Here is a 24,129-nt window from a genome sequence, read left to right as displayed (position 1 = left end):
GCAACAAATAAAAGAAGGTAAAATAAAAGACGATGAAACAATTATGAAGAAACATAAATACTATGATTAGAATTACTAAATTACCTCAAGTTGCAGACACAAACCTCCGAAAAATAATATGATTCCTAAAATAGAACAAGCTACTAAATCAGAAATTAAAATTTTTCAAGAAGAAAAGCTGGCTGAATTATTAGTGTATTTACAAGAAAAATCAAGCTATTATCAGCAGGTTTTTAAAAAGCATAACCTTGCTATTTCCTCTATAAAAACCTTGGAAGATTTAACAAAAATACCAACGACTTCCAAAGACCAATTGCAAGCATATAATGATGAATTTTTATGTGTTCCTAAAAATCAAATTATTGATTATGTTACCACATCTGGAACTTTAGGCGATCCTGTAACCTTTGCTTTAACCGAAAAAGATTTAGAGCGTTTAGCCTATAATGAGGCCTTATCTTTTGCCTGTTCTGGTGTGACGGAAAATGATGTTATGCAACTCATGACCACTATGGACAGACGCTTTATGGCTGGATTGGCCTACTTTTTAGGATCCCGAAAATTAGGAGCTGGCATGATTCGCGTTGGTGCAGGAATCCCAGAATTGCAATGGGATTCTATTATAAAATTCAACCCAACCTATTTAATTGCCGTACCGTCATTTTTATTAAAATTGATTGAATATGCCAAGCAACATGATATTGACATCAACAAATCGGGCGTAAAAGGTGCCATTTGTATTGGTGAACCTTTGCGAAATTTAGATTTTTCACATAATGCATTATCAAAAAAAATAACAGATGAATGGGATATTCAACTGTATTCCACCTATGCTTCCACCGAAATGAATACGGCTTTTAACGAATGTGAAGCGCAACAAGGTGGACATCATCATCCGGAATTAATTATTGCTGAAATATTAGATGATGCTGAAAACCCGGTGTCTGCTGGACAAGTGGGCGAATTAACCATTTCTACATTAGGCGTTGAAGGTATGCCCTTGTTACGTTTTAAAACGGGCGATATGGTTCAAGCACATCATGATGCCTGTACTTGTGGCAGAACAACCATGCGATTAGGCCCTGTGGTTGGACGTAAAAAGCAAATGATTAAGTATAAAGGCACCACCTTATATCCACCTGCAATGGATAATATTTTAAATGATTTTAATGCCATTCAGAGCTATGTTATTGAAATTTCGCACAACAACATTGGTACGGATGAAATCTGCATTAAAATAGCAACAGATACACCAACGGAGAAACTTCTCTTGAATATTAAAGATCACTTTAGAGCTAAATTACGTGTAGCGCCTAAAATTGAATTTCACGATAAGAAAATCATTCAAAAATTACAATTTCCTGCCATGAGTAGAAAACCGGTTATGGTTATTGATAATCGTAAAAAGGACTAATTGTTGTATGAGTTCATGAAAAATTTAACCATAAATTATACCAAAAAAAGGCTTTATATCCATTTGGTCCTGGGTGTTTTTTGGTTGACTTTAGGTGCTTTTATTATATGGGAGAATACGGAGTTTAGGTGGTATAATTTAGGTTTTATTGCGGCTGGCTCATTATATTTAGCACAGTTTATTTGGGATATTTCTTATCAATATTTAAACATTACCGACACGTATATTAGAAAAAATAACCTTTTCGTTAAAAAGTTACTACTAAAAGATATCACTCAAATTGAAAAATTAGTTGGTGGTTATATGCTAAAATCCAAACAGAAAGAATTAACCATAAAATCACATCTAATTGATAAAAATTCTTTGGTTAAATTGGAGTCTTTTTTAAACCATTTTGAAGTGGTTGGAACCGAGTATTATGAGCTAAAACTATAGATATTTACACAGGAAATCTAGATATGTTGATCATTAAATTTAAATCAAAACGATTATACTTTAATTTAGCTTTAGGGTTGTTTTGGATTGTATCAGCTACGGTAAGCATTTGGGAATCGGACAAAATTTACTGGTTGAGTTATGTTACTATGCTTATAGGTGTTATTTATATTGGCATGTCTCTGTGGGAGTTTAATAAACAATATCTGACCTTAACTCCAAATATAATTAAAGAAAATTCCCTCTTTGGAAAAAAAATTCTACTCAAAGATATTATTGAAGTGAAAAAATTATTTGGAGATTATATCCTAAAAACGGATCAGAAGGAACTTTCTATAAACATGAGTTTGGTTCATGACGATTCGAAAGCCGAATTAAATGCGTTTATTAACAGCATAAATGTACCAGAAGAAGAAACCGGTAAATCGTAAAGCCAACAAATTTCTAACCGCCACGACATTCGACATTCACTCGGAAAACCAATTAAAGAGGCCTGTTTTTTAAAGGTATTAGGTTGCTTTAAAACTAAAAAGAGGCAGTCTGAAAAGTAAAATTCCACTCTAAATGTCATATTGAGCGAAGTGGAAATGTTTTGGTTTTCAAAACACTAAACTTCAACTGCGCTCAATTTGACAATGGGTAATTACTTTTCAGACCGCCTCTTTTATTCTATCCTATATTCTTTAAGCTTTATCCACTGCAGGAATACGCAATACTTGTCCTGGATAAATTTTATCAGGATCTGTAAGCATTGGTTTGTTAGCGTCAAAAATCAATGGGTATTTCATGGCATTTCCATAAAATTTCTTGGCTATTTTCCCTAATGTATCTCCACTAACTACAGTATGAAATTGCGCTTCTGGCTCCTTGTGTTCAACCGTCATTTGGTCGTCCACAACAGCAATACCGTTAGAGTTTCCTACCACTAATATAATTTTTTCGCGTGTAGCTTGATCATAAGCCATACCGCTAATAGTTGCTGTATCACCATCAATTTTTATTTTTAAGTTTTTAGCTTCCAGTTTTAAATCGGAAACCGTTTCTTCCATTCGGCTTGCTGCTGCCGATTCACGTTTTAGTTTGGCTGCCGCTGCATCTGCTTTTGCTTCGGCTGCTTCTTCAGCATCTGTTTTTCCGATACCAAATACTTTAGCGCCTGCATTTTTAATAAATGAAAATAATCCCATAATTGTTTACTTGTTTTTTAATGTTAATAGTTGATTTCTTGAAGTCATAATTTACAAAAATAATGCTTGTTACACTTGCTTATTTTGAGTTTTTTAACACAAAAAAGAACCGCCTTTTTGATTTCTCATCAGGCAGTTCCCTCAAAATTTTAGACTAATTAAATATTTTATATTTTCTCACGAATGGGTTCACGTGGATTATCTTGCTTTTCAGCTTTAAACTTTCGCTTTTTAAGCTGTTCCGTTTGTTTGCCTTCAGCATTTTTCAAAAACTGAATATACCCACGACCTGTAAATTCATAAACCGTTCCGGATGTTGGCTGATACAATTCTATTTTCGCATCATTTAAAACGCGAAGTTCAAAAAATTCATCCGCAAAATAATCATAATCCAATGTCAGGGTTTTTAAATATCTATTTCCAGATATGTTTCCAACATTATAAAGTCCGGTGTAATCCCAAAAAATATTATTCGGATTGTACACATTAACATCTTGCGAGCTTCTAAACTCCGAGTCATTTCCACCGGCTAAAAACTGCAAATAGTTTTCATAATCAAATTCGTTTGGTACTCCTGTAGGACTGGTATATGTTTTTTCCCAAGCTTCATATTCCTGTAAGAAATAATGAATATTATCATAGAACACATAGTCATAATCAAAATTGCTACGTTGGTAACCATCTAAAAAGTAGGATGTATCATTATTCGGGTTGTACAATTCAATAGTATTACTATCTATTTGGTACACATCAAAGGTTTGGTATCCATCAATAACGTGGTAGACATCCAAAATATTATTATAGGCATCATAGGTTCCTGTTTGAATACCAAATCCGTTTCCTTGATCGCCAAATCCTACCAAGTTATTATTAGCAAATAAATTGCCGTTTCTAAAGGATATGGTAAACGCTATTTGTAAAAATGGCGTTTCGTTATAACCAATAGTTTCATTAATATCCACATACCATAGCTCATAACGATTCAATAACTGATTTAAAGATATGGAAGGCGCTGGTCCTGGATTGTAATTATCCACAATAATAGGATCGGTATAGCATGACGTAAAAAGCGTTGCTGAAATTGCAAATGCGAAAAGTAGTTTTATAGTCCTCATAAGTCCATCATTTTAAAGTTATTATTACTAGGATTTCAAAACACGTGCCAAAATGAAAAAAGCATGGACTTTACATATCGATAAAGCGTAATATTTTATGTATTTTTGAAATACTAAAGACTATACAAATTATGAGTAAACCTTTAAAATACGCTGTTTTCGGTTCAGGAAGTTGGGCCACAGCTATTGTAAAAATGCTTTGTGAAAATTTAGATGAAGTAGGATGGTATATGCGCAGTGTTTACACCAAGGAGCATTTACTAAAAGAACAACATAACCCAAGTTATTTGAGTTCGGTTGAGTTTAAAGTGGACCAATTAAAATTAAGCAATGATATTAATGAAATGGCTGAATATGCCGATGTTTTAATCTTTGCCATTCCCTCTGCTTTTATGTATAGTGAATTAGAAAAACTAACAGCTAATGTTTCCCAGAAAACCATTGTTTCTGCTGTAAAAGGTATCATTCCTGAATCCGGCTTATTGGTTGGTGAACATTTTCATGATATTTACAAATTACCATTTGAAAACATAGCGGTTATTGCAGGACCGTGTCATGCCGAAGAAGTTGCTTTAGAGCGTTTATCATACCTTACCATTTCCTGTGCTGATCCAGAAAAAGCAACAGAAATTGCCAATGCATTAGCTAGCGATTATATAAAAACAAAAATTAGTGACGATATTATTGGTACGGAATATGCCGTCATGCTGAAAAATATTTATGCCATTGCAGCCGGAATTGCTCATGGTTTGGGTTATGGTGATAATTTCCAGAGTGTGTTAATGAGTAATGCCATTAGGGAAATGAAGCGTTTTATTAAAAAGATGCACAAGATGAAACGGAACATTAATAACTCGGCTTATTTGGGTGATTTACTAGTAACGGGGTATTCGGTATTTTCTAGAAATCGGATGTTTGGGAATATGATTGGGAAAGGTTACACGGTAAAATCAGCGCAAATGGAAATGAATATGGTGGCTGAAGGCTATTACGCCACAAAAAGTGCGCATTTACTCAACGAGAAAAATAAAAGGAAAACAAAAACACCTATTATAGATGCGGTTTATGCCGTTTTATATGAAGGAAAGGAACCAAAAGCGGTGTTCAAAAAATTAACGGAAAAACTAGATTAAAAGAAACCTCCTCAAACGCCGGCAAGGCGAATTACTATGGAAGCTTGCTTTCCATTAGGTACTACTCTGGGTTTGAAAAAATGTAGGTAGCTTGTAAGCATAAATCCATTTCCGATTTATAAATATGAATACTGAATTTTTACCCTATGAACTTGACAAGAAAGCACTTAATAGAAAAACTTCCGAATACCTATAAACACAAAAACCATAACAGTATATCCTAAAAAGAAAGGCAGAATAAACGCTTTTAAGCCTAATACCAACATGATGGATATAACGAGTAATTGAAACCCTAATCCAAAGGTAGAAATACTCGTCATTAAAAAATTAGGCATGGTTTTTACCTTGGTCTGCTTGACGATCTAATGCGTAAATAGTCTTATCAAAAACACCATAAAACAGTTTGTACAAGCCAAAAAGAATATCCACATGTTTCTGCTTTTCGCCGTGTAATGCAATAGGCGTTTCATATTCAAAAACGCGACTCGTGGTATCACCGTCAAATTTATTTCTTAAAATAACATAGTAGTAATTATACAAGGTGCCTTGTAATTGCAAGCCTAAAAATGCCAATAGGCAGATCCAAATATTGGTGGTACTAACGGACCAAATGGCCACAAAGATTAAGGCGTTTAAAACAATATCGGCAACCGAATCTAAATAGCGACCCGTATAAGATGGTTTTTGTTTTACACGAGCCAATTCGCCATCCGCAGCATCTAGAATAGACTTGAAAATTAAAAAGAAGGCCGCCAACCAATAATATCCTTGGGTAATACAGTAAACCCCTATAAGCCCTGATATAATAAAACCAATAGTAACATGAACAGGCGTAAATGCGGTGTGTTGTAAAGCGTTTGCAATAACGCGTGCTAGTGGTCTTCCATAATCTGAAAGATCCAGAAATTTATGCGCTTTTGGTAATTTGGACATCTAATAACATAGAAAAAACTCTTCTGCGGAATATACCATTGAATACTGCAAAGATACCACTAAAACCTAAATGCGTACCAGTGCTTTTAAAAAAGGCTGTTGTTTCTAATTATTTTCTATTTGTGCTTGACATTATGTTTTATGCGTTCAGTGCTGGCGGCTGATTATACCTGACGGATTTGTATATTACTTATGGATTTGTGGACCATAAAGCAGCACTTTTAAGCATGGCTCTTCTGGGTAGTTTTAAACCAGCAACAAGTAATTCTGCAAAATCTTCAGGCTGTAAAACACGTTCTTCAGAATCTTTGTTAGCAATTCCTAATCCAATAGACATATCGGACACTATGGTGCTTGGCGTAACGGTACAAACGCGAATGTTGTTTTTACGCACTTCTTTCATTAAGGATTCAGACATTCCAATAACGGCAAATTTGGATGCTGAATAGGCAGAAGTGCTAGCATTCCCACTCAATCCAGCTGTAGATGAAACATTAATAATATCACCTTCATTTTGATTTATTAAATACGGTAAAACTTCTTTCGTTACGTAATACATTCCCATGACGTTCGTTTGAATTATTTGCGCCCACTGATCAACTTCCATGTCATTCAAGGTTCCAAAGGCTGCAATACCAGCATTATTTACTAAAATGTCCACCGAACCTAATTCATTGATAATAGTTTTAATCCCATTTTTAACAGATTCATAATCACTCACATCAAATACGGAATAAATAGCCTTTACGCCCAATGCCTCTAGTTCTAAAACGGTTTCTTTTAAAACAGCTTCATTTCTACCTGTTATGGCAATATCAATTCCTTCATTGGCAAATGCCAGAGCCGTTGCTTTTCCAAGCCCTCTTCCGCCACCCGTAATAATGGCTTTTTTATTTTTTAATTTTGTCATATTAGTTTTTAAAATTGGTGATGTATTTAAATATTACCAAAAATGTTATACGGTTAGTCACATGCAAATTAACGAGAACATTATAAATCAATGCTTCGCAGGAGCCCGTTTATTTAATCATTTTATGAAACTGCTCAATTTTACTCTGATTTCCTTGAATGTACAACACATCGCCTTGGATCATAATTTCATCTGGTTGAATGCTTTCTAGCATATTATTTTTGCGTTTGATACCCAAAACATTAATACCATATTCGGCTCTTAAATTCAATTCACTTAATGGTTTCCCGATAAACTTATTACTATCAGAACTCATCCGTAAACAGGTAATATTAAAATCGGCTAATTCCTTGTTCGGCCTATAGGTTTTTGGGCGTTTTAATTCGCCTTTAAATAGTTGGTAGTTATCAGCTCTAATATTTTCAACCAGATGCTCAATATCATCTTCTGGTACCAGGAAATTTTGAAGTACGTGGGTAAATATTTGCACGGATGTTTCAAACTCTTCCGGAATAACCTCATCGGCACCTAATGCGAATAATTCAGACGTTTGCTTAACATATCGCGTTCTAACCACCAGATACAATGAATCCGAATGGGACCGAATACTTTTAATAATGTTTTGGGTAGCCACATGATTTGAAATGGCTATTACGGCTACTCTAGCATAAGAAAGTCTGACCGTTTCCAGAATATGATCTTCCGTGGCATCTGCAAAAATAATAGGAACACCCTTTTGTTTTTCACGCTTTACTTTTTCGGCATCTATTTCAATAACCACATACGGAATATTGTTAGCTGCTGCGGCTTTTGCCAAGTTGCTACCATTAACACCATAACCAATAATAACCAAATGGTTTTCTAAATCCTGATTGTCCAATTCTTCGTAATCAATTTCCGGATCTGTCGTGCCATTCAATCCTAATTTTTTGCTGACACCTATAAGCTTGTCCGCAATTGTGCCCGAAAAAATAATAACAAACGGCGTTAAAATCATGGAGAGGATAGAAACGGATAGAAAATATTGATTCGTTTCCGTTGTTAACAACCCGTATTCAATGCCTACTTTGGAAAGTATAAAAGCAAATTCACCCACTTGAAAAAGCGATAAACCTGTTAATATTACCGTTTTAGCAGGGTATTTCAGAATGGCCACGGCGCCTGCTGTAATGGCTGATTTAAGAATCAAAACCGTCACTAATAACAGGAGAATAATAGGTATATTATTTAAGAAAAAGTTTAAATCCAATAGCATCCCCACGGACACGAAAAAGAAACTTGTAAAAAGCTCACGAAACGGTAAAATAATACTGGTAGCCTGATGGCTATATTCAGACTCTGAAACAATAAGACCTGCTAAAAAGGCTCCTAGTGCTAATGATAATCCGGCTTCCGATGTTAGGAATGCCACCGCAAAGCAAATGGTAATGGTCACTAACAAAAACAGTTCCTTACTATTGGTTTTTGCCACAGCATGCATTAACCTAGGAACAATATAGCGCGCGCTGACATAGGTAATAACCACTACAATACCCGATTTTAACAAGAGCGATAAAATACTTACACCTATGTTGGAGGATTCTCCTGCTATCATTGGTGTAACAAGCATCATAGGCACGACAATAATATCCTGAAAAATTAAAATGGCCAAGGCATTTCTGGCATGAGGTGCTGATATTTCATGCCTATCTTGCAAGGTTTTTAAAACAATGGCTGTACTGGATAGAGAGAACAGGAAACCGACAAATACAGCTTCATTCCAAGAAAATCCTAATAGGTAATAAATAAGGGCTGATACGGCTACGGTAATTCCTACTTGGAAAAATCCGCCTATAAAAACCGTTTTTTTGATGGAGACTAATTGCTTGATGGAAAGTTCCATTCCTATAACAAACAGTAATAAAATAACGCCAATTTCAGAAAGTGTTTCTACTTGTTCAACGGCCTCAATAAGACTTAATCCATAGGGTCCAATAACGACTCCTGTTAACAGAAAACCAATTATAGAAGGAAGTTTGAGTTTTTGTAGACCAAAAACAATGGCTACCGAAAAAACTAAAAGAATTAAAATGTCCTGTAATAATGGTAAATGCATGAGCTTTACTTGGTTTTTTTGATGGTTATTTCAAGGTTTTAGTTATTCTCCTTGGTCACAAAACTGAATTTTCTATGGTCAAAGCTAATACAAAAAGGTAGTGAATCAATACGTTTTTTTTACCGGAAGTAAATATTTATTCACAGTACTTCACTTTATACCTTCTTAAGAATAACCCACAACATAAATACAGGGCTGTTTTTAAACGGCTATTGTTAATAAAAAAATTCTTATCCGAATTACTATTTTACCAAAACACCTTTAGCTTCCATTAATGGAATGGTTTGCAAGGCTTTTAAATTAATGGTATTTTTTCGGAAGAGATAGGTTTTATCAAACATGGTATTACCTTCAAAAAACGTGACTTGAAACTGATTGTTCAATGCAAATAAGTCTTCCTGCATGAGTTCAATTTTCGCATAGCTTTTGGCTGGAAGTTTATCCAGCTTTTTTCTGAATATTGACGTCGCTTTATCTTGAGAATAGCCACTGGTAACAATAATTACCATTTCCAAATCCACCGCCTTATCGTTTATAATATACGCGTTCCAATCTTGAGTTTTATAGATGTCGTTATATTCATTTATAATCGCCACATAAACACCATCTACTTTTGGAATTATAATATCTTTTTTCATAAGCTACGTATTCCCTTGTGGAACGATTAAATTAATGATGTTTGTATTACTAAACCTTTGTGTATGCAAAAATAAAAAACTATTCAAAAAAAGCGTTAGAATAACCAGAAACTGTAATGCCACGCAGATTATAAATAATCAGGTGGTTTAAAACGGTAGATAAACTGTAGGTTTTAAATAAATTATCGTCCTTAAAGGCCACGTTATCTACGCGCAACATGTATAATTTGGCAACTAAAGCTACATCTACCCGTGGTTTAATTATTTGCTGTTGTTGGGCCTTTACTAATAGGGTGTATATAATGGTATTGACTAACCGATCTGAAAATGCTGTAAAAACCCCATCGGCTTTGGGATAGTATTTTTTAATACCAAATAAAAACGCGGGCTTGAAGTGTTTTAAATATTCAAACCCACGTTTATAAATGGTAATTATTTTTTCAATGGCATCTAAATCTTCACGCTCTTGAATAGCCTCAATCTCCTCCACGTAGTTATCTAATAAGTAGCTTAAACTTTCAGCTACCAAGGCTTCTTTACCATTAAAATACTGGTAAATTGTTTTTTTTGAAATGCCTAATTCCAAAGCCAGATCATCTAATGTAAACCGTTTGCTACCAAACTTGGTGAAGTTGGTAATGGAGCACAAAAGTATGTCTTGCTTATTTATCATAACATGGTGGTCCTTCCGTTATTTCCAACCACCACCTAGTGCTTTGTAAAATCTAACAACAGATAGCAATTGTTCTAACTTATTATCAATGGTATTCAATTCTGCTACCAACACACTTTGTCTAGCCGTTAATAAATCTAAATAGTTAGCATACCCATTATCTAATAAGGTTTCTGAATTAGATTCTGCACGACGCAAGGCTTCCACTTCATTTTCACGGAATTGGAACTTATCTTCTTCTGCCTTATAGCTATACAAGGCATCGGATACTTCTTGTCCTGCCACCAACAGAGTTTGCTTAAAGTTTAATAAGGCTTGCTCTTGTTGCGCTTGAGATACTTCGAATTGCGTTCTAACTTTACGCTGATTAAAAATAGGCTGTGCTAACCCACCTACTAAATTTGCGAAAAGTGAACTGGTATCAAACCAATTCTGAAACTCCAAACTTTGAAATCCACCCGATGCACTTAAGGTTAAGGACGGATAAAAGTTAGCTTTGGCAACATTAGTCATTTCAAAAGCTTGAATGAAATCATTTTCAGCGGCAATTACATCTGGCCTGTTGCGCAATAAAATGTAAGGCACACCAAGTTTCATTTCGGTTGTAATTTCCTGTTCGCTTAAGGTGCTTCGTTGGTACGTTTGCGGTTGTTTTGCCAACAAAATACTTAACGCATTTTCCGTTCTAAAAATTTGACGCTCAATCTCAATTTGAAGTACGCGCGCATTGTTGTATTGGGCCACGTTTTGGTCTACGGCCACCTGGGTTACTTGTCCAGCTTCTTTTAAAGACTCAATTGCCGTAACCGTTTTTCTACGAGTTTCAATGGTTTCTTTGGTAATTTCCAATTGAGCATCCAAAGCCACTAATGTATAATAGGTGGTAGCAATACTTTCAATAAGTTTGGTTTTTACAGCTTGATGTGCTGCAATACTTTTTAAATATCCAGCATGAAAGGCCCGTTTATTACTACGGATTTTTCCCCAAATATCGGCTTCCCAAGATAAGTTAGCTACGGCTTCATACTGATCAATAGAACCATTTGTAAATGCCCCAAACTGACTATTATCAGACAATTTCTGATGTGCCACCGATGCGCCAGCACTTAAGGTTGGCAAGTAACCCGCGTTTCCTTGTTTCATGTAAGCTTCACCAGCAATAATTTGTTGAATAGCAATACGAATATCAATATTATTCTGTAAACCTTCTTCAATATATTGCGTTAAAAACGGGTCTGTAAACACCGCTTTCCAAGATACATCTGCCATGGACATACTATCTGTTGGCAGTTCATCTGTACGAAATAAATTTTCCGTTTCATCTTCTAAATCAGGACGTTCGTAATCTTTAGAAACCAAACAGCTTTGCATAGTTACGGCCACCACAGCTATAACCGCAACCCTAGAAATCCATCTTTTATTTATACTTCTTTTCATCCTTTTTATTCTTTTATTTCTTCATTAACAACAACTGGAGCACCCGTAATTTTTTCTTGTAACCATTGGAATATGACAAACAATACCGGTATTACAAAAACCCCAACTACAGTACCTACTAACAAGCCTCCAACAGCACCTGTACCAATAGAATTATTCCCTACTGCACCTACACCTTTGGCTAACATCAATGGTGTAATACCTAAAATAAATGCAAAGGATGTCATTAAAATTGGACGCAATCGGACTTTAGCACCATCAATAGCAGCATCTACAATGGACAAGCCATGTTGTCGGCGTTGAACAGCAAACTCCACAATTAAAATGGCGTTTTTAGCTAGTAAACCCAATAACATAATTAGGGCAATCTGGAAGTAAATATTATTTTCCAACCCAGCTAAATAGGTTGTTAAATACGCTCCAGCTACACCAATTGGTAACGAGAAAATAATAACTAATGGTAATAAATAACTTTCATATTGTGCAGCTAACAAGAAGAACACAAACAAAATACTAATCATAAAAATGACTGTAGACTGTCCTGAAGACGCAATCTCTTCACGTGTAATACCTGAATAAGCTATTTGATATCCTTCTGGTAAATTATTTTCAGCTAATTCGTTAATGGCATTAATGGCATCACCTGAACTATAACCTGGTGTTGCGGCACCATTTACTGTAACCGCGTTAAATAAGTTAAAACGATTAACCGTTTGCGGACCATAGACCCGTTTAAATGATACATATTGTGAAATTGGTGTCATTTCGCCTGTTGGCGTTTTAACCATCATACTATTTAAACTAGTTTCGTCAACACGGTCTTCCGGTAAAGCTTGTATAAATACACGGAATTGTTTTCCAAACTTACTGAAATCGGCCACATAATTACCACCAATATAACCTTGAAGCGCTGATAAAATAGCACTAGTTGAAATCCCGGCTTCTTTAGCACGTTCCGCATTAATATCTAATTGTAATTGCGGGAAATTGGTACTAAATGAATTTGATGCAAAGGCAATTTCAGGTTTCTGATTTAATAGCTGCACAAAATCGTTAGCTGTATCATCAAGTTCTGTTAATGGTCTTGCATTTCTATCTAATAAGCGCATTTCAAAACCATCTGCACTACCAAAACCAGGTACACTAGGTGGTGTAAAAAAGATAATATTAGCATCTGGAATCATAGCGGATTTTTGAAACAACTGACCAATAATGGCATTAACAGTTGTGGCATCGGTATCACGATCATCCCATGATTCTAAAATAATAAAGCCCATGGCATTTGAACTACCTGCACCAGAGAAAAAGTTTTGACCACTAATAAACGATGCACCTTTAATACCATCAACGCCTTTAATAGCTTCCTCTAATTGTTTATTTACCTCAAACGTACGGTCTAAAGATGATCCAGGAGGTAATTCCGCATTCATAAATATTATACCTCTATCTTCAGCAGGAACAAATCCTGTTGGGATTACTTTATCTGCTGCAATAATTCCAAAAATACTTAAACCTAAAATGATGATGGTAATCCATTTATGTCTGATTAAAAACCCTACAGATTTGGCGTATTTTGCCGTTGTTGCATTAAACCCTGCGTTAAAAGCATCGTAAAAACGTTGCATCAACGAGCGTTTTTTCTTTTTATGTTCATCCTCCTTTTTATGAGGCTTTAAGAAAATAGCACATAAAGCAGGTGTTAATGTTAAAGCATTTACGGCCGAAATAAATATGGCAATCATTAATGTAACACCAAACTGCTCATAAAATACACCAGATGGTCCTTGAATAAATGTAATAGGTATAAAAACCGCCATCATGACTAGCGTAATAGAAATAATAGCACCAGTAATTTCACTCATGGCCGAAATAGATGCTTCCTTGGCATTGGTATAGCCATCTTCTAATTTGGCATGAACGGCTTCTACAACCACAATAGCATCATCCACCACAATACCAATGGCTAGAATTAATGCAAATAGCGTTAATAGATTTATAGAATACCCCAACATATTCAGGAAAAAGAAGGTACCAATAATGGAAACTGGAACGGCGATGGCGGGAATTAATGTCGATTTAAAATCCTGTAAGAATATAAATACCACTAGGAACACTAATAGAAAGGCTTCCAATAAGGTATTTACTACTTTATCCACAGATGCCGTTAGGAACTTATTGGTATCATAGTTAATGATATAATCCATACCTTCTGGAAAGTCTTTTTTCAGCTCGTCCAATTTAACATAGATATTCTCAATAATTTCTTGGGCGTTAGAGCCAGGCGTTTGATAAACCCCAAAGTTAACAGCCGCATTTCCATTTGTTTTAGATATTGATGAGTACGAAAAAGCATCTAGCTCCACCTTTGCTACATCTTTTACCCGTAAAAACTGACCATTTCCTAAAGCCTTAATTACGATATCCTCGTATTCATTAGCTTCCTTATATCGCCCTTTATATTTTACAACATACTCAAAAGATTCTCCACTATTTTGTCCAAATGAACCAGCAGCAGCTTCTAAACTTTGCTCGTTAATTGCTTGTGTTACTTCCCGTGGCTCAATTTTATAAGCAGCCATTTTAACGGGATCTAACCAAATACGCATGGAATAATCTTTAGCTCCAAAAACATTTAAAGCGCCAACACCATTAATACGCTGTATCTCTGGTTTAATATTAATGTTAACATAGTTTTGAATATAGGTGTCATTATATTCTGGATTGGTAGAATAAACCGCGGCAAATAATAAAGCTGAGTTTTGCTGCTTTTGCGTAATAACGCCCGCACGAATAACTTCCGCTGGTAATAAAGCATTTGCTCGCGCTACTCTGTTTTGTACGTTAACTGCGGCAATATCGGCATCGTAACCTTGCTCAAAAAACACTTGAATTGAAGCGCTACCCGAGTTACTAGCTGTAGAGGTAATATATGTCATGCCTTCTACACCATTAATTTGCTCTTCAATAGGAACAATTACACTTTCTAGAATTGTTTCAGCATTCGCTCCTGGATAAGAAGCATTTACTTGAACCGTTGGTGGTGCTATATCTGGGTATTGGGTGACTGGTAATTGAAGTAGTCCTAAAATACCGAGAATAACTATTATAATGGAAATTACCGTTGATAAAACGGGTCTTTCAATGAATGTCTTTAACATAATTAGTCTTATTTAAATACCGTATCAAAGGAGTTAATAATACTATCTAATGATTTCTTAATGGGTGTAATTTTAATACCAGGACTTACTTTATTGAGTCCTTTTGCTAAAATAGTTTCACCTACTTCTAGCCCGCCACTAACTATATACATGCGGTTTGTAGACCTTAAAACAGCAATGGGTTTATCTACTAGTGAATCGCCAATAACTTTATATACAAAATTCTTTCCTTGTCTTTCAAAAGTAGATTCTGATGGCACCACTAAAACATTTTCATACGTTCTAGGAATTAAAATAGTTCCACTACTACCGTTACGGAGTAAACCTGCTTTATTATCAAATTTGGCCCGAAATGTTATCGTTCCAGTTTGAACATTAATGTCTCCTGCAATGGTTTCAATTTTCCCGGAATGCTCATATATTTGGCCGTTAGCTAAACGCAATTTAACTTCTGGGAAAAGCTTGATTTTTTCTTCCCCTGTTTCACCTTCTGCCTCTTCCATGAACGTAATAAACTCTTTTTCGTTTAAAGAAAAATAGGCATATACATCATCAATTGCGGATACATTTGTTAGTGGCATGGGATCTTGAGCACTTACCAACGCACCTTTTCTAAAGTTTATAGAACCTACAACACCATCAACCGGACTTTGCACATTAGCATAATTAATATTTGCACCAATACTATTATAAGCACTTTGCGCTTGTAACAATTTAGCATTAGCGGTTTCCAATTGAACACTACTAATAATGTTTTTTTCCACTAAAGGCTTAAGTTTATTAACTTCAACTTGAGCCGCATTCACATTCGCTTTTGCAGCTTGAGCGTCCTGACTTAAAGTTTGTGTTTCCAGTTTAAAAATTACTTGACCTTGCTTTACGGCTTGCCCTTCTGTAACTAGCACTTCTTTAATATATCCTGAAATTTTTGGTCGCACCTCACTATTTACTTCACCTTCAATACTAGCAGGGAAGTCTTGGTGCGTAATAACCGTTTGTTTAGAAACCTCAACAACAGGAGATGGCATTGCTGGTCGTGGCTTTTGTTGTTCTTTTTTATTTCCACAGCTAAAAAGCGCAAAAACTAATACACTAGGAATCAAAATATTAAATGTGTTTTTTTTCATTTTTGGTTATGTTTAAGATTTCATAGCAACTACTTTGGATTTCAATTCCAACATAGATGTCATAGCTAGATTTAGATAGTTTATATAATTTTCATGATATGTTAAATCGAATTTCAACTCGGAAGTCGTGCTTTCCAAATTATTAATTTGTGTTTTATAATCAGCAACTTCTTCATGTAGTTCTTTCTCCAATTCCCATTTTGATACCATGTCGTTAACATGTTGTACTAAGGTATCTGCATTAATAATAAAATACTTTTTACGATCTCCCATTTTTGTGAAATACGAGATTTTATTTAAGTCTTGAAGGTGATTTAAATGCGTTGAAATAGTACTCTTGCTAGCACAAAGATTGGATACCAAATCCTCAAAAGTGGCGCCTACCTTTCCTGTAAGTATTATAAAAGCTAAAATACGCGCAGCAACAGGTGCTAGCTGCTCACTATGTTCAAAGTTAACGCCTAGTTTTTCAACTAACTGGTTTTTCTTAACGATTAATTCTTTCTCCATTTTAATATAATAAGAATGCAAAATTACGGTTAGTTCGGAAATAACCGAACTAACCGAAGTTAAAAAATTGTTAAATAAAAAAACCGATTATTTCATCGGCTTTTGAACAGTATATTTTGAAGATTAATTTATAAAGCAGATTTAAATTGCTCTAAAAAACGCACATCGTTTTCACTTAACAAACGGATATCGCCAATTTGGTGTAATAGCATAGCAATACGATCGATTCCCATACCAAATGCAAAACCGGAATACTCTTTAGAGTCTATACCACAGTTTTCCAATACATTAGGATCCACCATACCACATCCCATAATTTCCAACCAGCCCGTTCCTTTAGTAATACGGTAATCGGTTTCGGTTTCCAATCCCCAATACACATCTACTTCAGCACTCGGTTCTGTAAACGGAAAGTAGGATGGACGTAAACGAATTTTACTTTTTCCAAACATTTCAGTTGTAAAATATTGAAGGGTTTGTTTTAAATCGGAAAAACTCACGTCTTTATCAATATATAAACCTTCAACTTGGTGGAAAAAACAATGCGAACGTGATGAAATTGCTTCATTTCTATACACACGACCTGGAGAAATTGTCCGAATAGGTGGTTTATTGTTTTCCATATAACGCACCTGTACCGAACTGGTATGTGTACGTAATAAAATGTCTGGATCTGTTTGAATAAAAAAGGTATCCTGCATATCTCGTGCTGGATGGTATTCTGGCAAATTTAACGCGGTAAAGTTATGCCAATCATCTTCAATTTCTGGACCTTCACTAACATTAAAACCAATGCGTGAAAAAATATCAATAATCTGATTTTTTACTAATGAAATAGGGTGTCTTGCACCAATTTCAATTGGATCGCCTGGACGAGATAAGTCATCAAACGAACCGGCCGACTCCTCATTGTTTTCCAGATCCTCCTTAAGTGCTGCTACTTTATCTTCTGCTGTTTTTTTAAGCGCATTAATAACCTGACCAAACTCCTTTTTCTGATCGTTAGCTACGTTTTTAAACTCCTTAAAATAATCATTAAGCACGCCTTTTTTTCCTAAAAATTTAATTCGAAATGCTTCGACTTCCTCTTTAGATTTTGCTTGAAATGCTTCCGCTTCGGCAATTAATTCTTTTATCTTATCTATCATGATTTCATTGAAAATGAGTGCAAATTTAATAATTCTTATTTTATATACTCCACTTCAATAAAATAACTTACAATAGCTTCTTTCATCAGTACACTTTGCTCGCCTGCTTTTAAGTTTGGTAGCTGCTCTTTAACTTTATAATGTGGCCATTTGTCTTCATCAAAATAATCAAATTCATAATAACCATAAGGTTCCAAAAAGGCGACAAATAGCAATATGCATCAAATCTAATTTATGATCTTTTTTAAATTTTCTATCCAACTGACCTAGCTCTTGCACACCAATTAAATAAATTATAGCATCTAAATCCAGTTTATCACCATCAGCAAATTGTGCAGATAATTTATGCACCACTTGTTCCCATCGTTCTTTTAATTGTTCGTCTCTAGACATGTTTTAAATTGAAGTTGAAAATGAATTTGAAGTCGAACTTCAATTTCATATTCAGTTTTATTTTGGCAAAGTTAACTTATATTTGACGAAATTCTAATGTAATATGACCGTAATTGATATCATTTTAGTGGCATTTTTAGGTTTAGGACTTGTGCGTGGGTTTCTAAAAGGTTTCTTTGTTGAAATTGCCTCACTAGTCGCTTTAATTGCTGGAATTTATGGTGCCATTCACTTTAGTTTTTACGCAGCAGAATTACTTATGGATTATGTGGATTGGGATGAAAAAACCATTAATGTAGCTGCATTTGCCATCACCTTTATTGTGATTGTTTTAGTTATTGCTTTGGCAGGCAAAGCCTTGACTAAACTAGCGGATTTTGCTGCTTTAGGAATTTTAAATAAGTTATTAGGTGGGCTTTTTGGTGTGGTGAAAATGGCATTAATTTTAAGTGTGTTACTCAATATTTTTGATGCTATGAATACCACGATTACTTTTGTAGATGACGAAAATACGGAAAACGCTATACTTTACAAGCCCGTAAAATCCATTGCTCCCATGATTTTTCCATTTGTAATAAAATCAGCTGAAAATCAAGAAGTGGAAGAAACAACTGAGGCAGAATTAATACCAGAATCTTAATAGCAATCCGATTGAATTTGTCCGTTTTGTTGATAGATATGCAGCCCTTCTAATTGGTGTTTTTCACAAATAAGCTCCAAGGTTTTGAGCACATCGTTTTGCATAGCTAATGAGCCACATAACATTAAAACACCTTTGTTTTTTAGCGTAGCTGCCATAAATTCAGAATCTCTTAAAAGTAAATTTTGAACATAATTATTATTGGTTTCGCGTGATAGTGCTAATTCCAAACGGGCTAATTTTTGAGTATTTAAATAGCCTTCTATTTGCGATTTGTATAATTTGTAAGATTCGTTGGTCCGTAATCCGAAATACAAATGCACTGTTTTTAGTTTGGTGTTTGCATTTAACATTCCTAAAAATGGAGCAATACCAGTTCCATTAGCAATCATCACGACATGTGGTGCTTTTTTAGGAAAATGAAAAGCCGCATTATTAATAATGTGTGCTTTAAAGGTACTGCCCAAACTAAAACCGTTTAGAAAATTAGAACCTAATCCATTGTCGTAAAATTTGACACTTAGTTGAATATGTCCATCTACTTTTCCAATAGAATATAGACGTTCCCGATAATCATTAGCTGGATAAACGGCAAGCAAATCGCCAGAAACAAACCGTTTGGCTTGTTTGGCTTTCAGTGTCAGTATAAATGTTTGATCTGGATTATCCGCTACGTCTGTTTTGTGAACAACCGTCAGTGAATTGGTTAATTTTGGTTTAGCAACTAATTTTTCTTCTGCAATTTGAACAGGAACATGTATTTTTTCCGTCCACGAATTTGTCCATTGTTTAAAAGCATCAACCGATTTATCATTAATAGTAAAAACAGGTAAAAATTGCTTGAATTCGGTTTGCATAGCTTTATCTACATCCAAGGCAAATTTGCAAAAATCAGCATAGGCATAAGAACCAAAACCAACGACGGAATATTGTAAGGTACGTGGCTGTTGGGTTGTTTTTAAAAGCTCTAAAAATTTAGTAGCATTGGTTGGTGGATCTCCTTGACCATAGGTTGCGGTTAGAATAATTAGATGTTCCGCCTTATTAAAAGTTGTATAATTATTCAATTCTGTAATGTAAGATTTTTTACCAGCTTCTAAAAGTTGCTCATGTAAAACATTAGCAAACGGTAAGGTACTTCCGTTTTCTGATCCTACTAGAATAACAAACTCACATGCATCCTTTTTATACTTATTTTTTAGTTTAGATTTTCGGCGTTTTACTGTCATAGCAAATCCTGAATAAATGAAAAACAGGATGTTTGCCGTAGCAAGTGCTAAAATAACAGACCATAAAATACTGCCTTTTCCCGTATGTAAATTCAGGCTTAACTCGGAATAAAAAGTAACAAGCGGATACTTAATTCTACTTAAAATTTCGCCTGTAAATTGATTAATTACTACTTCTTGATTAGTTAATGCTAGGGTGTAATAATCTTCCACATCATCAGAAAACGGAAATTCTATGGCGCGAACTTCAGAGAGCTGTGTGTTTTTAAACACAGCGAAATCTTCAACCGGTAATTCTGGTGTAGCTGAAATAGCATCAAAATCAATATTGTGTGTGGTATTGGAAGTTGGTAGTAAATCAAATTTCTCTAAAGACAAATACACACCTGTAATGGTGATAATAATTATGGGAATTAAAGACAAACGTCCTAAAACAATATGCCAATATTGATTAAAGTTCTCATTGATAATTTTTGAAAAGAACTTTTTAAAACTACGTTGTCTTTTTACAATTAGAATAGAACCCGAAACCGCAATTAAAAATAAAAGGAACGAACAAAAACTAACAAAAAAGCGTCCTGTGCTTTTTAAAAATAAGGATCTATGGAAGTTAGTAACCCATTGAAAAAATGGTGAAACATCTATTTTATCGCCAAGAAATTCAGCGTTTTTCGGATTGATATAACCAGTTTTACTGTGGCCTTCATGGGTAATTACAGAAGCTAAAACAAAATCATTAGCATCAATTTGAACATCTATAATTTCCGGATAGGTTTGCTTTAATGTGGAAATAGTTTCGGCTACCGTTATGGTTTCAAAATCAGCCGATTTAAAAGGTTGAATTTGTTCAGAAATAGGCTGAAACGCCAAAATAATTCCTGTTATGGAGGCTAAAAGAATAAAAACAAAAGAAGACACGGCCAAGGCAAGGTGACTGTATCTCCAAATTGAAATGGTCATAAACCAAACGTATTAATTATAAGTTCAAAAAAATTAATTTGGCATCATCCGAACATAACGAATAAATCCGCTGCCTTCTTTCTTGCTTTTTACTGTTTCAGAAGTCAATGGAAATTCCACATCTTTGGTGTAATATTCCTGATCCTCAACGGCTGTTTCAAAACGGATGCTATAACCAGCATCAATTTTAGAATCTTCAATATCTATAACACTAATAGTTCTGGCGCCTCCAGCAATAGTTGCTCCAGTAATGACATCTATATTGCTACGTTTTTTTCCGTAGAATTTCCACCAGTCCGTTATATCATGATACCATTCGCTGTCATCTCCTTGTACGTATAGGGTTTTTTCGTATTCGCCATCTGGATTTATCAAGGAAATAACTACATACGCAGCTTCACCTGTATAATTCGTCATTTGAATCATACATTTGTATTTGGTAGAATCTGCAATGGTTGTAAAGGATAATAATCCAAAGGTTAAAAAACTAACAAGTATTATATGTTTTATTTTCATGGTTTCTAATTTTACTAAAACCTGCTAGGTTGATGAAAGACTAACAGGTTTTCAATTAACTACTTCAAAAAATCTAAATTGCTTTTACTGGATTTTAGAATCTCATTTTCAGATGCCAAATCGAAAGCGGTTTCATCAAATTCTGTTACCGCATCCGTTTTAGCGCCTATTGAAACTAAATATTTTAATATGTCTGAATTTTTAGCACGCATAGCAGCCAAATGCAGAGCTGTATTACCTTCACTATTTTTTGCATTTACATTAACAGGATAGGTGTTTACCCATTTTACTAAGTCCAAGTTATTTTGTAAAACGGCTAAATGAAATAACGTATTTCCATTTTTTTGAGGTTTGGTAATATCTATTCCATTAGCTTTAATTAAGGCTATTTTTTGTTCAAACTCCTTTTGATTATTAACAGTAAAGAATTCCATAACATACGCTATAATATTGTTTCCATTGGCATCAATAACCGAAACTTCTGCTTTGTTTTCTATTAGGAAATCAACCACCTGAAAGGTATTGTTTTTAAGAGCCAAGGCTAATGCAGATTCACCTTTCTTGTTCACCGCATTAATATCTTTTACTTGTTTGTTAAGAATGGTTATGACTTCCAAATTATTTCGGTAAGCTGCGTTTAAGAAGGCTGTATTTCCATCAGCATCCGCTTGATTTACATCAACTCCTTTTTTTATAAAATAGCGTATCAAGTCTAGATCTTTACTACGAGCCGCTAAAATATGCAAAGGTGTTTCGCCTTCTTTTGAAGACGTATTGGGGTTTAATCCTACTTCTTCTAAATAGGTGTAAAAGTCTAAATCATTGGTGTGGCTCCGGGTTCCTTGGGCAGCAAAAATAAAGGCTTGGTTATTTCCTTTAACACCTTTCTCTACTAATTGATTTAATAATTCCTTGTTACCAGTTTTCGCAACATAATTAAAAACGCCATTCCCATTGGAGTCCACACTTTGAATATCGAGGCCTTTAGATGTAAAATAATTGATGAGTTTAAAATTGGTATCAAAAGGTGCTGCTAGTAGTAGTGCATTGGCTCCTGACGGTGTAAGATCCGATTTTAAATTGGCACCATGTGCCAAACACATATCATATACTTTGGTATTGGTTTGTCCTGAACCAGCTGCAAAATTTAAAATAGTATTTCCTTTATCATCGGTTATATCCGTTTTGGCACCTTTCTTTAAAAGGTATTGCATGATTTCGGTATTACCTTTGTAAGCGGCCCAAAAAATATAGGTTCGTCCGTCATGGGTTAATTTATTGACGTCATTTCCATTATAGGATTGAATGTATTGAATGGTTTCGTTGGGTGCATCTTGCAAAATAGCATATACAACGGCGTCAAAATTATTGCTATTAGCTTGCGTTATATCATGTCCTGCTTTAATTTGGACATCTACATCTTCCACAGATGGTTTGTTGCTCCAAAAATCGCGATTTAAAAACACATTATCTTGAGCATAGCTTTGAAGGCTTAAAACTAGGATTAAGGCGTATATTATAGATTTAATTTTCATAGTATTCTTATTTTACAAATGCATCAATAATTGGGTTGATAGTTTCCGAAGTTTTATAGTTCTCATCATCCAATAAATATTTAAACATGGTTTTGTTATCTACTTTTTCTTCCAACATTAAATTTGTGTTTCGTGCAAAAACAGCATCCCATTTAGCTCTAACAATTACCCATTTCTCTTTGTTCTTTGCCCAATAGTCTTGGGCCGCTTTACATTCGCTATCGTCAATTTTCACGTAGGTATTATGTCCTTTTTCTTGAGCCAAAATCACGTCTTCCTTTCCAGTTTCACGAATAACCTTATCGTTATCCTGATCATGAATCCAACCGTTGGCAACAATTTCATGTCTGTTGGTTCTATTCATTACATTATAATCACTACGTGTTGTGTATTCTCGTCTTGCTAAAGGTGCTGTAGTGGTATTTTCCCAATAACTTTTTCCATCGATATGAACCCAAGTGGCAGATCCTTCATAACGCGGACTATCATCAACTTGAAAAACGCGCTGTGTCCATTGACCAGCCACGTCTTCTTTTGGAAGTGTTACAAAGTTCCACTTGTTATCATGGTCATAAACATATAAATTGGTGTTTTCAAACTCCCAATCTTGTCGCCAATGCTTTACAATATATGGACGCTCTTTAGATCCAACAATTAATAAATGCTGCATGACAATTTTATCGGCATCATCTTGAACCAGCTCTACCCACTCTATTCCTTTATCATGTTTTGTTGCCGATGGCATGTAAGTTGAATCACCAGAATATTCAAAAGTTTCCGCAAAATTAAAGTTCACTTCATAACAACCACACATGTTTTTGATGGCTTTTTGATCTTGTTGTAGTTTAGATTGTGCATGAATTTGTGTAAATAATGCTACTAATAAAAGTGTGGTTAAAGCTACTTGTTTCATTTTTAGAGTTTTATTTTTTTATTTGGACTT

Annotated in this window: 20 protein-coding genes and 2 pseudogenes; 5 read left to right on the top strand and 17 right to left on the bottom strand. The window is 34.8% G+C overall.

Features of this window, described 5'->3' with window-relative positions; all coding sequences use genetic code 11:
* Positions 1 to 118 precede the first annotated feature (118 nt).
* Genes GMA17_RS13895 through GMA17_RS13885 form a run of 3 tightly spaced genes read left to right on the top strand, consistent with a single transcriptional unit; the run spans position 119 to position 2,280 of the window.
* On the top strand, positions 119 to 1,414 hold the full coding sequence (locus GMA17_RS13895; protein WP_248397183.1) for a phenylacetate--CoA ligase family protein: 1,296 nt from the start codon (positions 119 to 121) through the stop codon (positions 1,412 to 1,414).
* Between the two features lie 15 nt (positions 1,415 to 1,429).
* Positions 1,430 to 1,849, top strand: a complete 420-nt coding sequence (locus GMA17_RS13890) for a hypothetical protein (protein ID WP_248397181.1) — start codon at positions 1,430 to 1,432, stop codon at positions 1,847 to 1,849.
* 23 nt (positions 1,850 to 1,872) lie between these two features.
* Positions 1,873 to 2,280, top strand: coding sequence for a hypothetical protein (locus GMA17_RS13885; protein WP_248397179.1), 408 nt, complete (start codon positions 1,873 to 1,875; stop codon positions 2,278 to 2,280).
* Positions 2,281 to 2,532: 252 nt separating this feature from the next.
* Here GMA17_RS13885 and lysM read toward each other — a convergent pair whose 3' ends face one another.
* Both lysM and GMA17_RS13875 read right to left on the bottom strand, forming a co-directional pair.
* Positions 2,533 to 3,036, bottom strand: a complete 504-nt coding sequence (gene lysM / locus GMA17_RS13880; RefSeq protein ID WP_248397177.1) for a peptidoglycan-binding protein LysM — start codon at positions 3,034 to 3,036, stop codon at positions 2,533 to 2,535.
* 167 nt (positions 3,037 to 3,203) lie between these two features.
* Complete coding sequence (locus GMA17_RS13875; RefSeq protein ID WP_248397175.1) at positions 3,204 to 4,151, bottom strand: nicotinic acid mononucleotide adenyltransferase; 948 nt, start codon at positions 4,149 to 4,151, stop codon at positions 3,204 to 3,206.
* Between the two features lie 131 nt (positions 4,152 to 4,282).
* Between GMA17_RS13875 and GMA17_RS13870 the strand changes: the two genes are divergently transcribed.
* The gene (locus tag GMA17_RS13870) at positions 4,283 to 5,284 is read left to right on the top strand and encodes an NAD(P)H-dependent glycerol-3-phosphate dehydrogenase (RefSeq protein WP_248397174.1); all 1,002 of its coding nucleotides are present in this window, start codon (positions 4,283 to 4,285) and stop codon (positions 5,282 to 5,284) included.
* A gap of 167 nt (positions 5,285 to 5,451) precedes the next feature.
* Here the strand turns inward: GMA17_RS13870 and GMA17_RS13865 are convergent.
* From GMA17_RS13865 to GMA17_RS13815, 11 genes and pseudogenes are all read right to left on the bottom strand, one after another.
* A pseudogene (locus GMA17_RS13865) lies at positions 5,452 to 6,217 on the bottom strand (CDP-alcohol phosphatidyltransferase family protein).
* A gap of 190 nt (positions 6,218 to 6,407) precedes the next feature.
* On the bottom strand, positions 6,408 to 7,127 hold the full coding sequence (locus GMA17_RS13860; RefSeq protein ID WP_248397172.1) for a 3-ketoacyl-ACP reductase: 720 nt from the start codon (positions 7,125 to 7,127) through the stop codon (positions 6,408 to 6,410).
* Between the two features lie 109 nt (positions 7,128 to 7,236).
* Positions 7,237 to 9,222, bottom strand: coding sequence for a monovalent cation:proton antiporter family protein (locus GMA17_RS13855; RefSeq protein WP_248397170.1), 1,986 nt, complete (start codon positions 9,220 to 9,222; stop codon positions 7,237 to 7,239).
* 242 nt (positions 9,223 to 9,464) lie between these two features.
* A complete protein-coding gene (locus tag GMA17_RS13850) occupies positions 9,465 to 9,860 on the bottom strand; it encodes a hypothetical protein (RefSeq protein WP_248397168.1) in 396 nt (131 codons plus the stop codon).
* Positions 9,861 to 9,939: 79 nt separating this feature from the next.
* Complete coding sequence (locus GMA17_RS13845; protein ID WP_066247363.1) at positions 9,940 to 10,533, bottom strand: TetR/AcrR family transcriptional regulator; 594 nt, start codon at positions 10,531 to 10,533, stop codon at positions 9,940 to 9,942.
* An 18-nt stretch (positions 10,534 to 10,551) separates the two neighbouring features.
* Complete coding sequence (locus GMA17_RS13840; RefSeq protein ID WP_248397166.1) at positions 10,552 to 11,970, bottom strand: efflux transporter outer membrane subunit; 1,419 nt, start codon at positions 11,968 to 11,970, stop codon at positions 10,552 to 10,554.
* Between the two features lie 5 nt (positions 11,971 to 11,975).
* Entirely contained in the window at positions 11,976 to 15,128 is a 3,153-nt protein-coding gene (locus tag GMA17_RS13835; RefSeq protein ID WP_248397164.1) for an efflux RND transporter permease subunit, read from the bottom strand.
* An 8-nt stretch (positions 15,129 to 15,136) separates the two neighbouring features.
* A complete protein-coding gene (locus tag GMA17_RS13830) occupies positions 15,137 to 16,255 on the bottom strand; it encodes an efflux RND transporter periplasmic adaptor subunit (protein WP_248397162.1) in 1,119 nt (372 codons plus the stop codon).
* Between the two features lie 12 nt (positions 16,256 to 16,267).
* Positions 16,268 to 16,765 carry a GbsR/MarR family transcriptional regulator gene (locus tag GMA17_RS13825; protein ID WP_248397160.1) on the bottom strand — a complete coding sequence of 166 codons (498 nt, stop codon included), beginning with the start codon at positions 16,763 to 16,765 and terminating at the stop codon, positions 16,268 to 16,270.
* Between the two features lie 128 nt (positions 16,766 to 16,893).
* On the bottom strand, positions 16,894 to 17,913 hold the full coding sequence (gene pheS, locus GMA17_RS13820) for a phenylalanine--tRNA ligase subunit alpha (protein ID WP_248397158.1): 1,020 nt from the start codon (positions 17,911 to 17,913) through the stop codon (positions 16,894 to 16,896).
* Between the two features lie 35 nt (positions 17,914 to 17,948).
* Positions 17,949 to 18,306: pseudogene (locus GMA17_RS13815) on the bottom strand (hypothetical protein).
* A gap of 103 nt (positions 18,307 to 18,409) precedes the next feature.
* Between GMA17_RS13815 and GMA17_RS13810 the strand changes: the two are divergent.
* Positions 18,410 to 18,946, top strand: a complete 537-nt coding sequence (locus GMA17_RS13810; protein ID WP_248397156.1) for a CvpA family protein — start codon at positions 18,410 to 18,412, stop codon at positions 18,944 to 18,946.
* On the opposite strand, the gene GMA17_RS13805 is transcribed toward GMA17_RS13810, so the two are convergent.
* The 4 genes from GMA17_RS13805 to GMA17_RS13790 are packed head-to-tail and all read right to left on the bottom strand — an operon-like array spanning position 18,943 to position 24,099.
* Positions 18,943 to 21,135: a PepSY domain-containing protein gene (locus GMA17_RS13805; RefSeq protein WP_248397154.1), complete on the bottom strand. Its 2,193-nt coding sequence runs from the start codon at positions 21,133 to 21,135 to the stop codon at positions 18,943 to 18,945. The two genes, GMA17_RS13810 and GMA17_RS13805, sit on opposite strands and share 4 nt — an antisense overlap.
* Before the next feature lie 33 nt (positions 21,136 to 21,168).
* Positions 21,169 to 21,651 carry a DUF2271 domain-containing protein gene (locus GMA17_RS13800; RefSeq protein WP_248397152.1) on the bottom strand — a complete coding sequence of 161 codons (483 nt, stop codon included), beginning with the start codon at positions 21,649 to 21,651 and terminating at the stop codon, positions 21,169 to 21,171.
* 59 nt (positions 21,652 to 21,710) lie between these two features.
* A complete protein-coding gene (locus GMA17_RS13795) occupies positions 21,711 to 23,186 on the bottom strand; it encodes an ankyrin repeat domain-containing protein (RefSeq protein WP_248397150.1) in 1,476 nt (491 codons plus the stop codon).
* A gap of 7 nt (positions 23,187 to 23,193) precedes the next feature.
* A complete protein-coding gene (locus GMA17_RS13790; protein ID WP_248397148.1) occupies positions 23,194 to 24,099 on the bottom strand; it encodes a DUF6607 family protein in 906 nt (301 codons plus the stop codon).
* Between the last annotated feature and the right edge of the window lie 30 nt (positions 24,100 to 24,129).

Origin of the sequence: Bizionia sp. M204, from assembly GCF_023205095.1 — a bacterium.
GTDB lineage: Bacteria > Bacteroidota > Bacteroidia > Flavobacteriales > Flavobacteriaceae > Algorimicrobium > Algorimicrobium hallyeonense.
This window is presented reverse-complemented; position numbering and strand designations above follow the sequence as displayed.

What these genes read in the sequence shown, in the direction of transcription:
- GMA17_RS13895 (WP_248397183.1), top strand. Translation starts at nt 119, where the DNA reads ATGATTCCTAAAATAGAACAAGCTACTAAATCAGAAATTAAAATTTTT.
- GMA17_RS13890 (WP_248397181.1), top strand. Translation starts at nt 1,430, where the DNA reads ATGAAAAATTTAACCATAAATTATACCAAAAAAAGGCTTTATATCCAT.
- GMA17_RS13885 (WP_248397179.1), top strand. Translation starts at nt 1,873, where the DNA reads ATGTTGATCATTAAATTTAAATCAAAACGATTATACTTTAATTTAGCT.
- lysM (WP_248397177.1), bottom strand. Translation starts at nt 3,036, where the DNA reads ATGGGATTATTTTCATTTATTAAAAATGCAGGCGCTAAAGTATTTGGT.
- GMA17_RS13875 (WP_248397175.1), bottom strand. Translation starts at nt 4,151, where the DNA reads ATGAGGACTATAAAACTACTTTTCGCATTTGCAATTTCAGCAACGCTT.
- GMA17_RS13870 (WP_248397174.1), top strand. Translation starts at nt 4,283, where the DNA reads ATGAGTAAACCTTTAAAATACGCTGTTTTCGGTTCAGGAAGTTGGGCC.
- GMA17_RS13860 (WP_248397172.1), bottom strand. Translation starts at nt 7,127, where the DNA reads ATGACAAAATTAAAAAATAAAAAAGCCATTATTACGGGTGGCGGAAGA.
- GMA17_RS13855 (WP_248397170.1), bottom strand. Translation starts at nt 9,222, where the DNA reads ATGCATTTACCATTATTACAGGACATTTTAATTCTTTTAGTTTTTTCG.
- GMA17_RS13850 (WP_248397168.1), bottom strand. Translation starts at nt 9,860, where the DNA reads ATGAAAAAAGATATTATAATTCCAAAAGTAGATGGTGTTTATGTGGCG.
- GMA17_RS13845 (WP_066247363.1), bottom strand. Translation starts at nt 10,533, where the DNA reads ATGATAAATAAGCAAGACATACTTTTGTGCTCCATTACCAACTTCACC.
- GMA17_RS13840 (WP_248397166.1), bottom strand. Translation starts at nt 11,970, where the DNA reads ATGAAAAGAAGTATAAATAAAAGATGGATTTCTAGGGTTGCGGTTATA.
- GMA17_RS13835 (WP_248397164.1), bottom strand. Translation starts at nt 15,128, where the DNA reads ATGTTAAAGACATTCATTGAAAGACCCGTTTTATCAACGGTAATTTCC.
- GMA17_RS13830 (WP_248397162.1), bottom strand. Translation starts at nt 16,255, where the DNA reads ATGAAAAAAAACACATTTAATATTTTGATTCCTAGTGTATTAGTTTTT.
- GMA17_RS13825 (WP_248397160.1), bottom strand. Translation starts at nt 16,765, where the DNA reads ATGGAGAAAGAATTAATCGTTAAGAAAAACCAGTTAGTTGAAAAACTA.
- pheS (WP_248397158.1), bottom strand. Translation starts at nt 17,913, where the DNA reads ATGATAGATAAGATAAAAGAATTAATTGCCGAAGCGGAAGCATTTCAA.
- GMA17_RS13810 (WP_248397156.1), top strand. Translation starts at nt 18,410, where the DNA reads ATGACCGTAATTGATATCATTTTAGTGGCATTTTTAGGTTTAGGACTT.
- GMA17_RS13805 (WP_248397154.1), bottom strand. Translation starts at nt 21,135, where the DNA reads ATGACCATTTCAATTTGGAGATACAGTCACCTTGCCTTGGCCGTGTCT.
- GMA17_RS13800 (WP_248397152.1), bottom strand. Translation starts at nt 21,651, where the DNA reads ATGAAAATAAAACATATAATACTTGTTAGTTTTTTAACCTTTGGATTA.
- GMA17_RS13795 (WP_248397150.1), bottom strand. Translation starts at nt 23,186, where the DNA reads ATGAAAATTAAATCTATAATATACGCCTTAATCCTAGTTTTAAGCCTT.
- GMA17_RS13790 (WP_248397148.1), bottom strand. Translation starts at nt 24,099, where the DNA reads ATGAAACAAGTAGCTTTAACCACACTTTTATTAGTAGCATTATTTACA.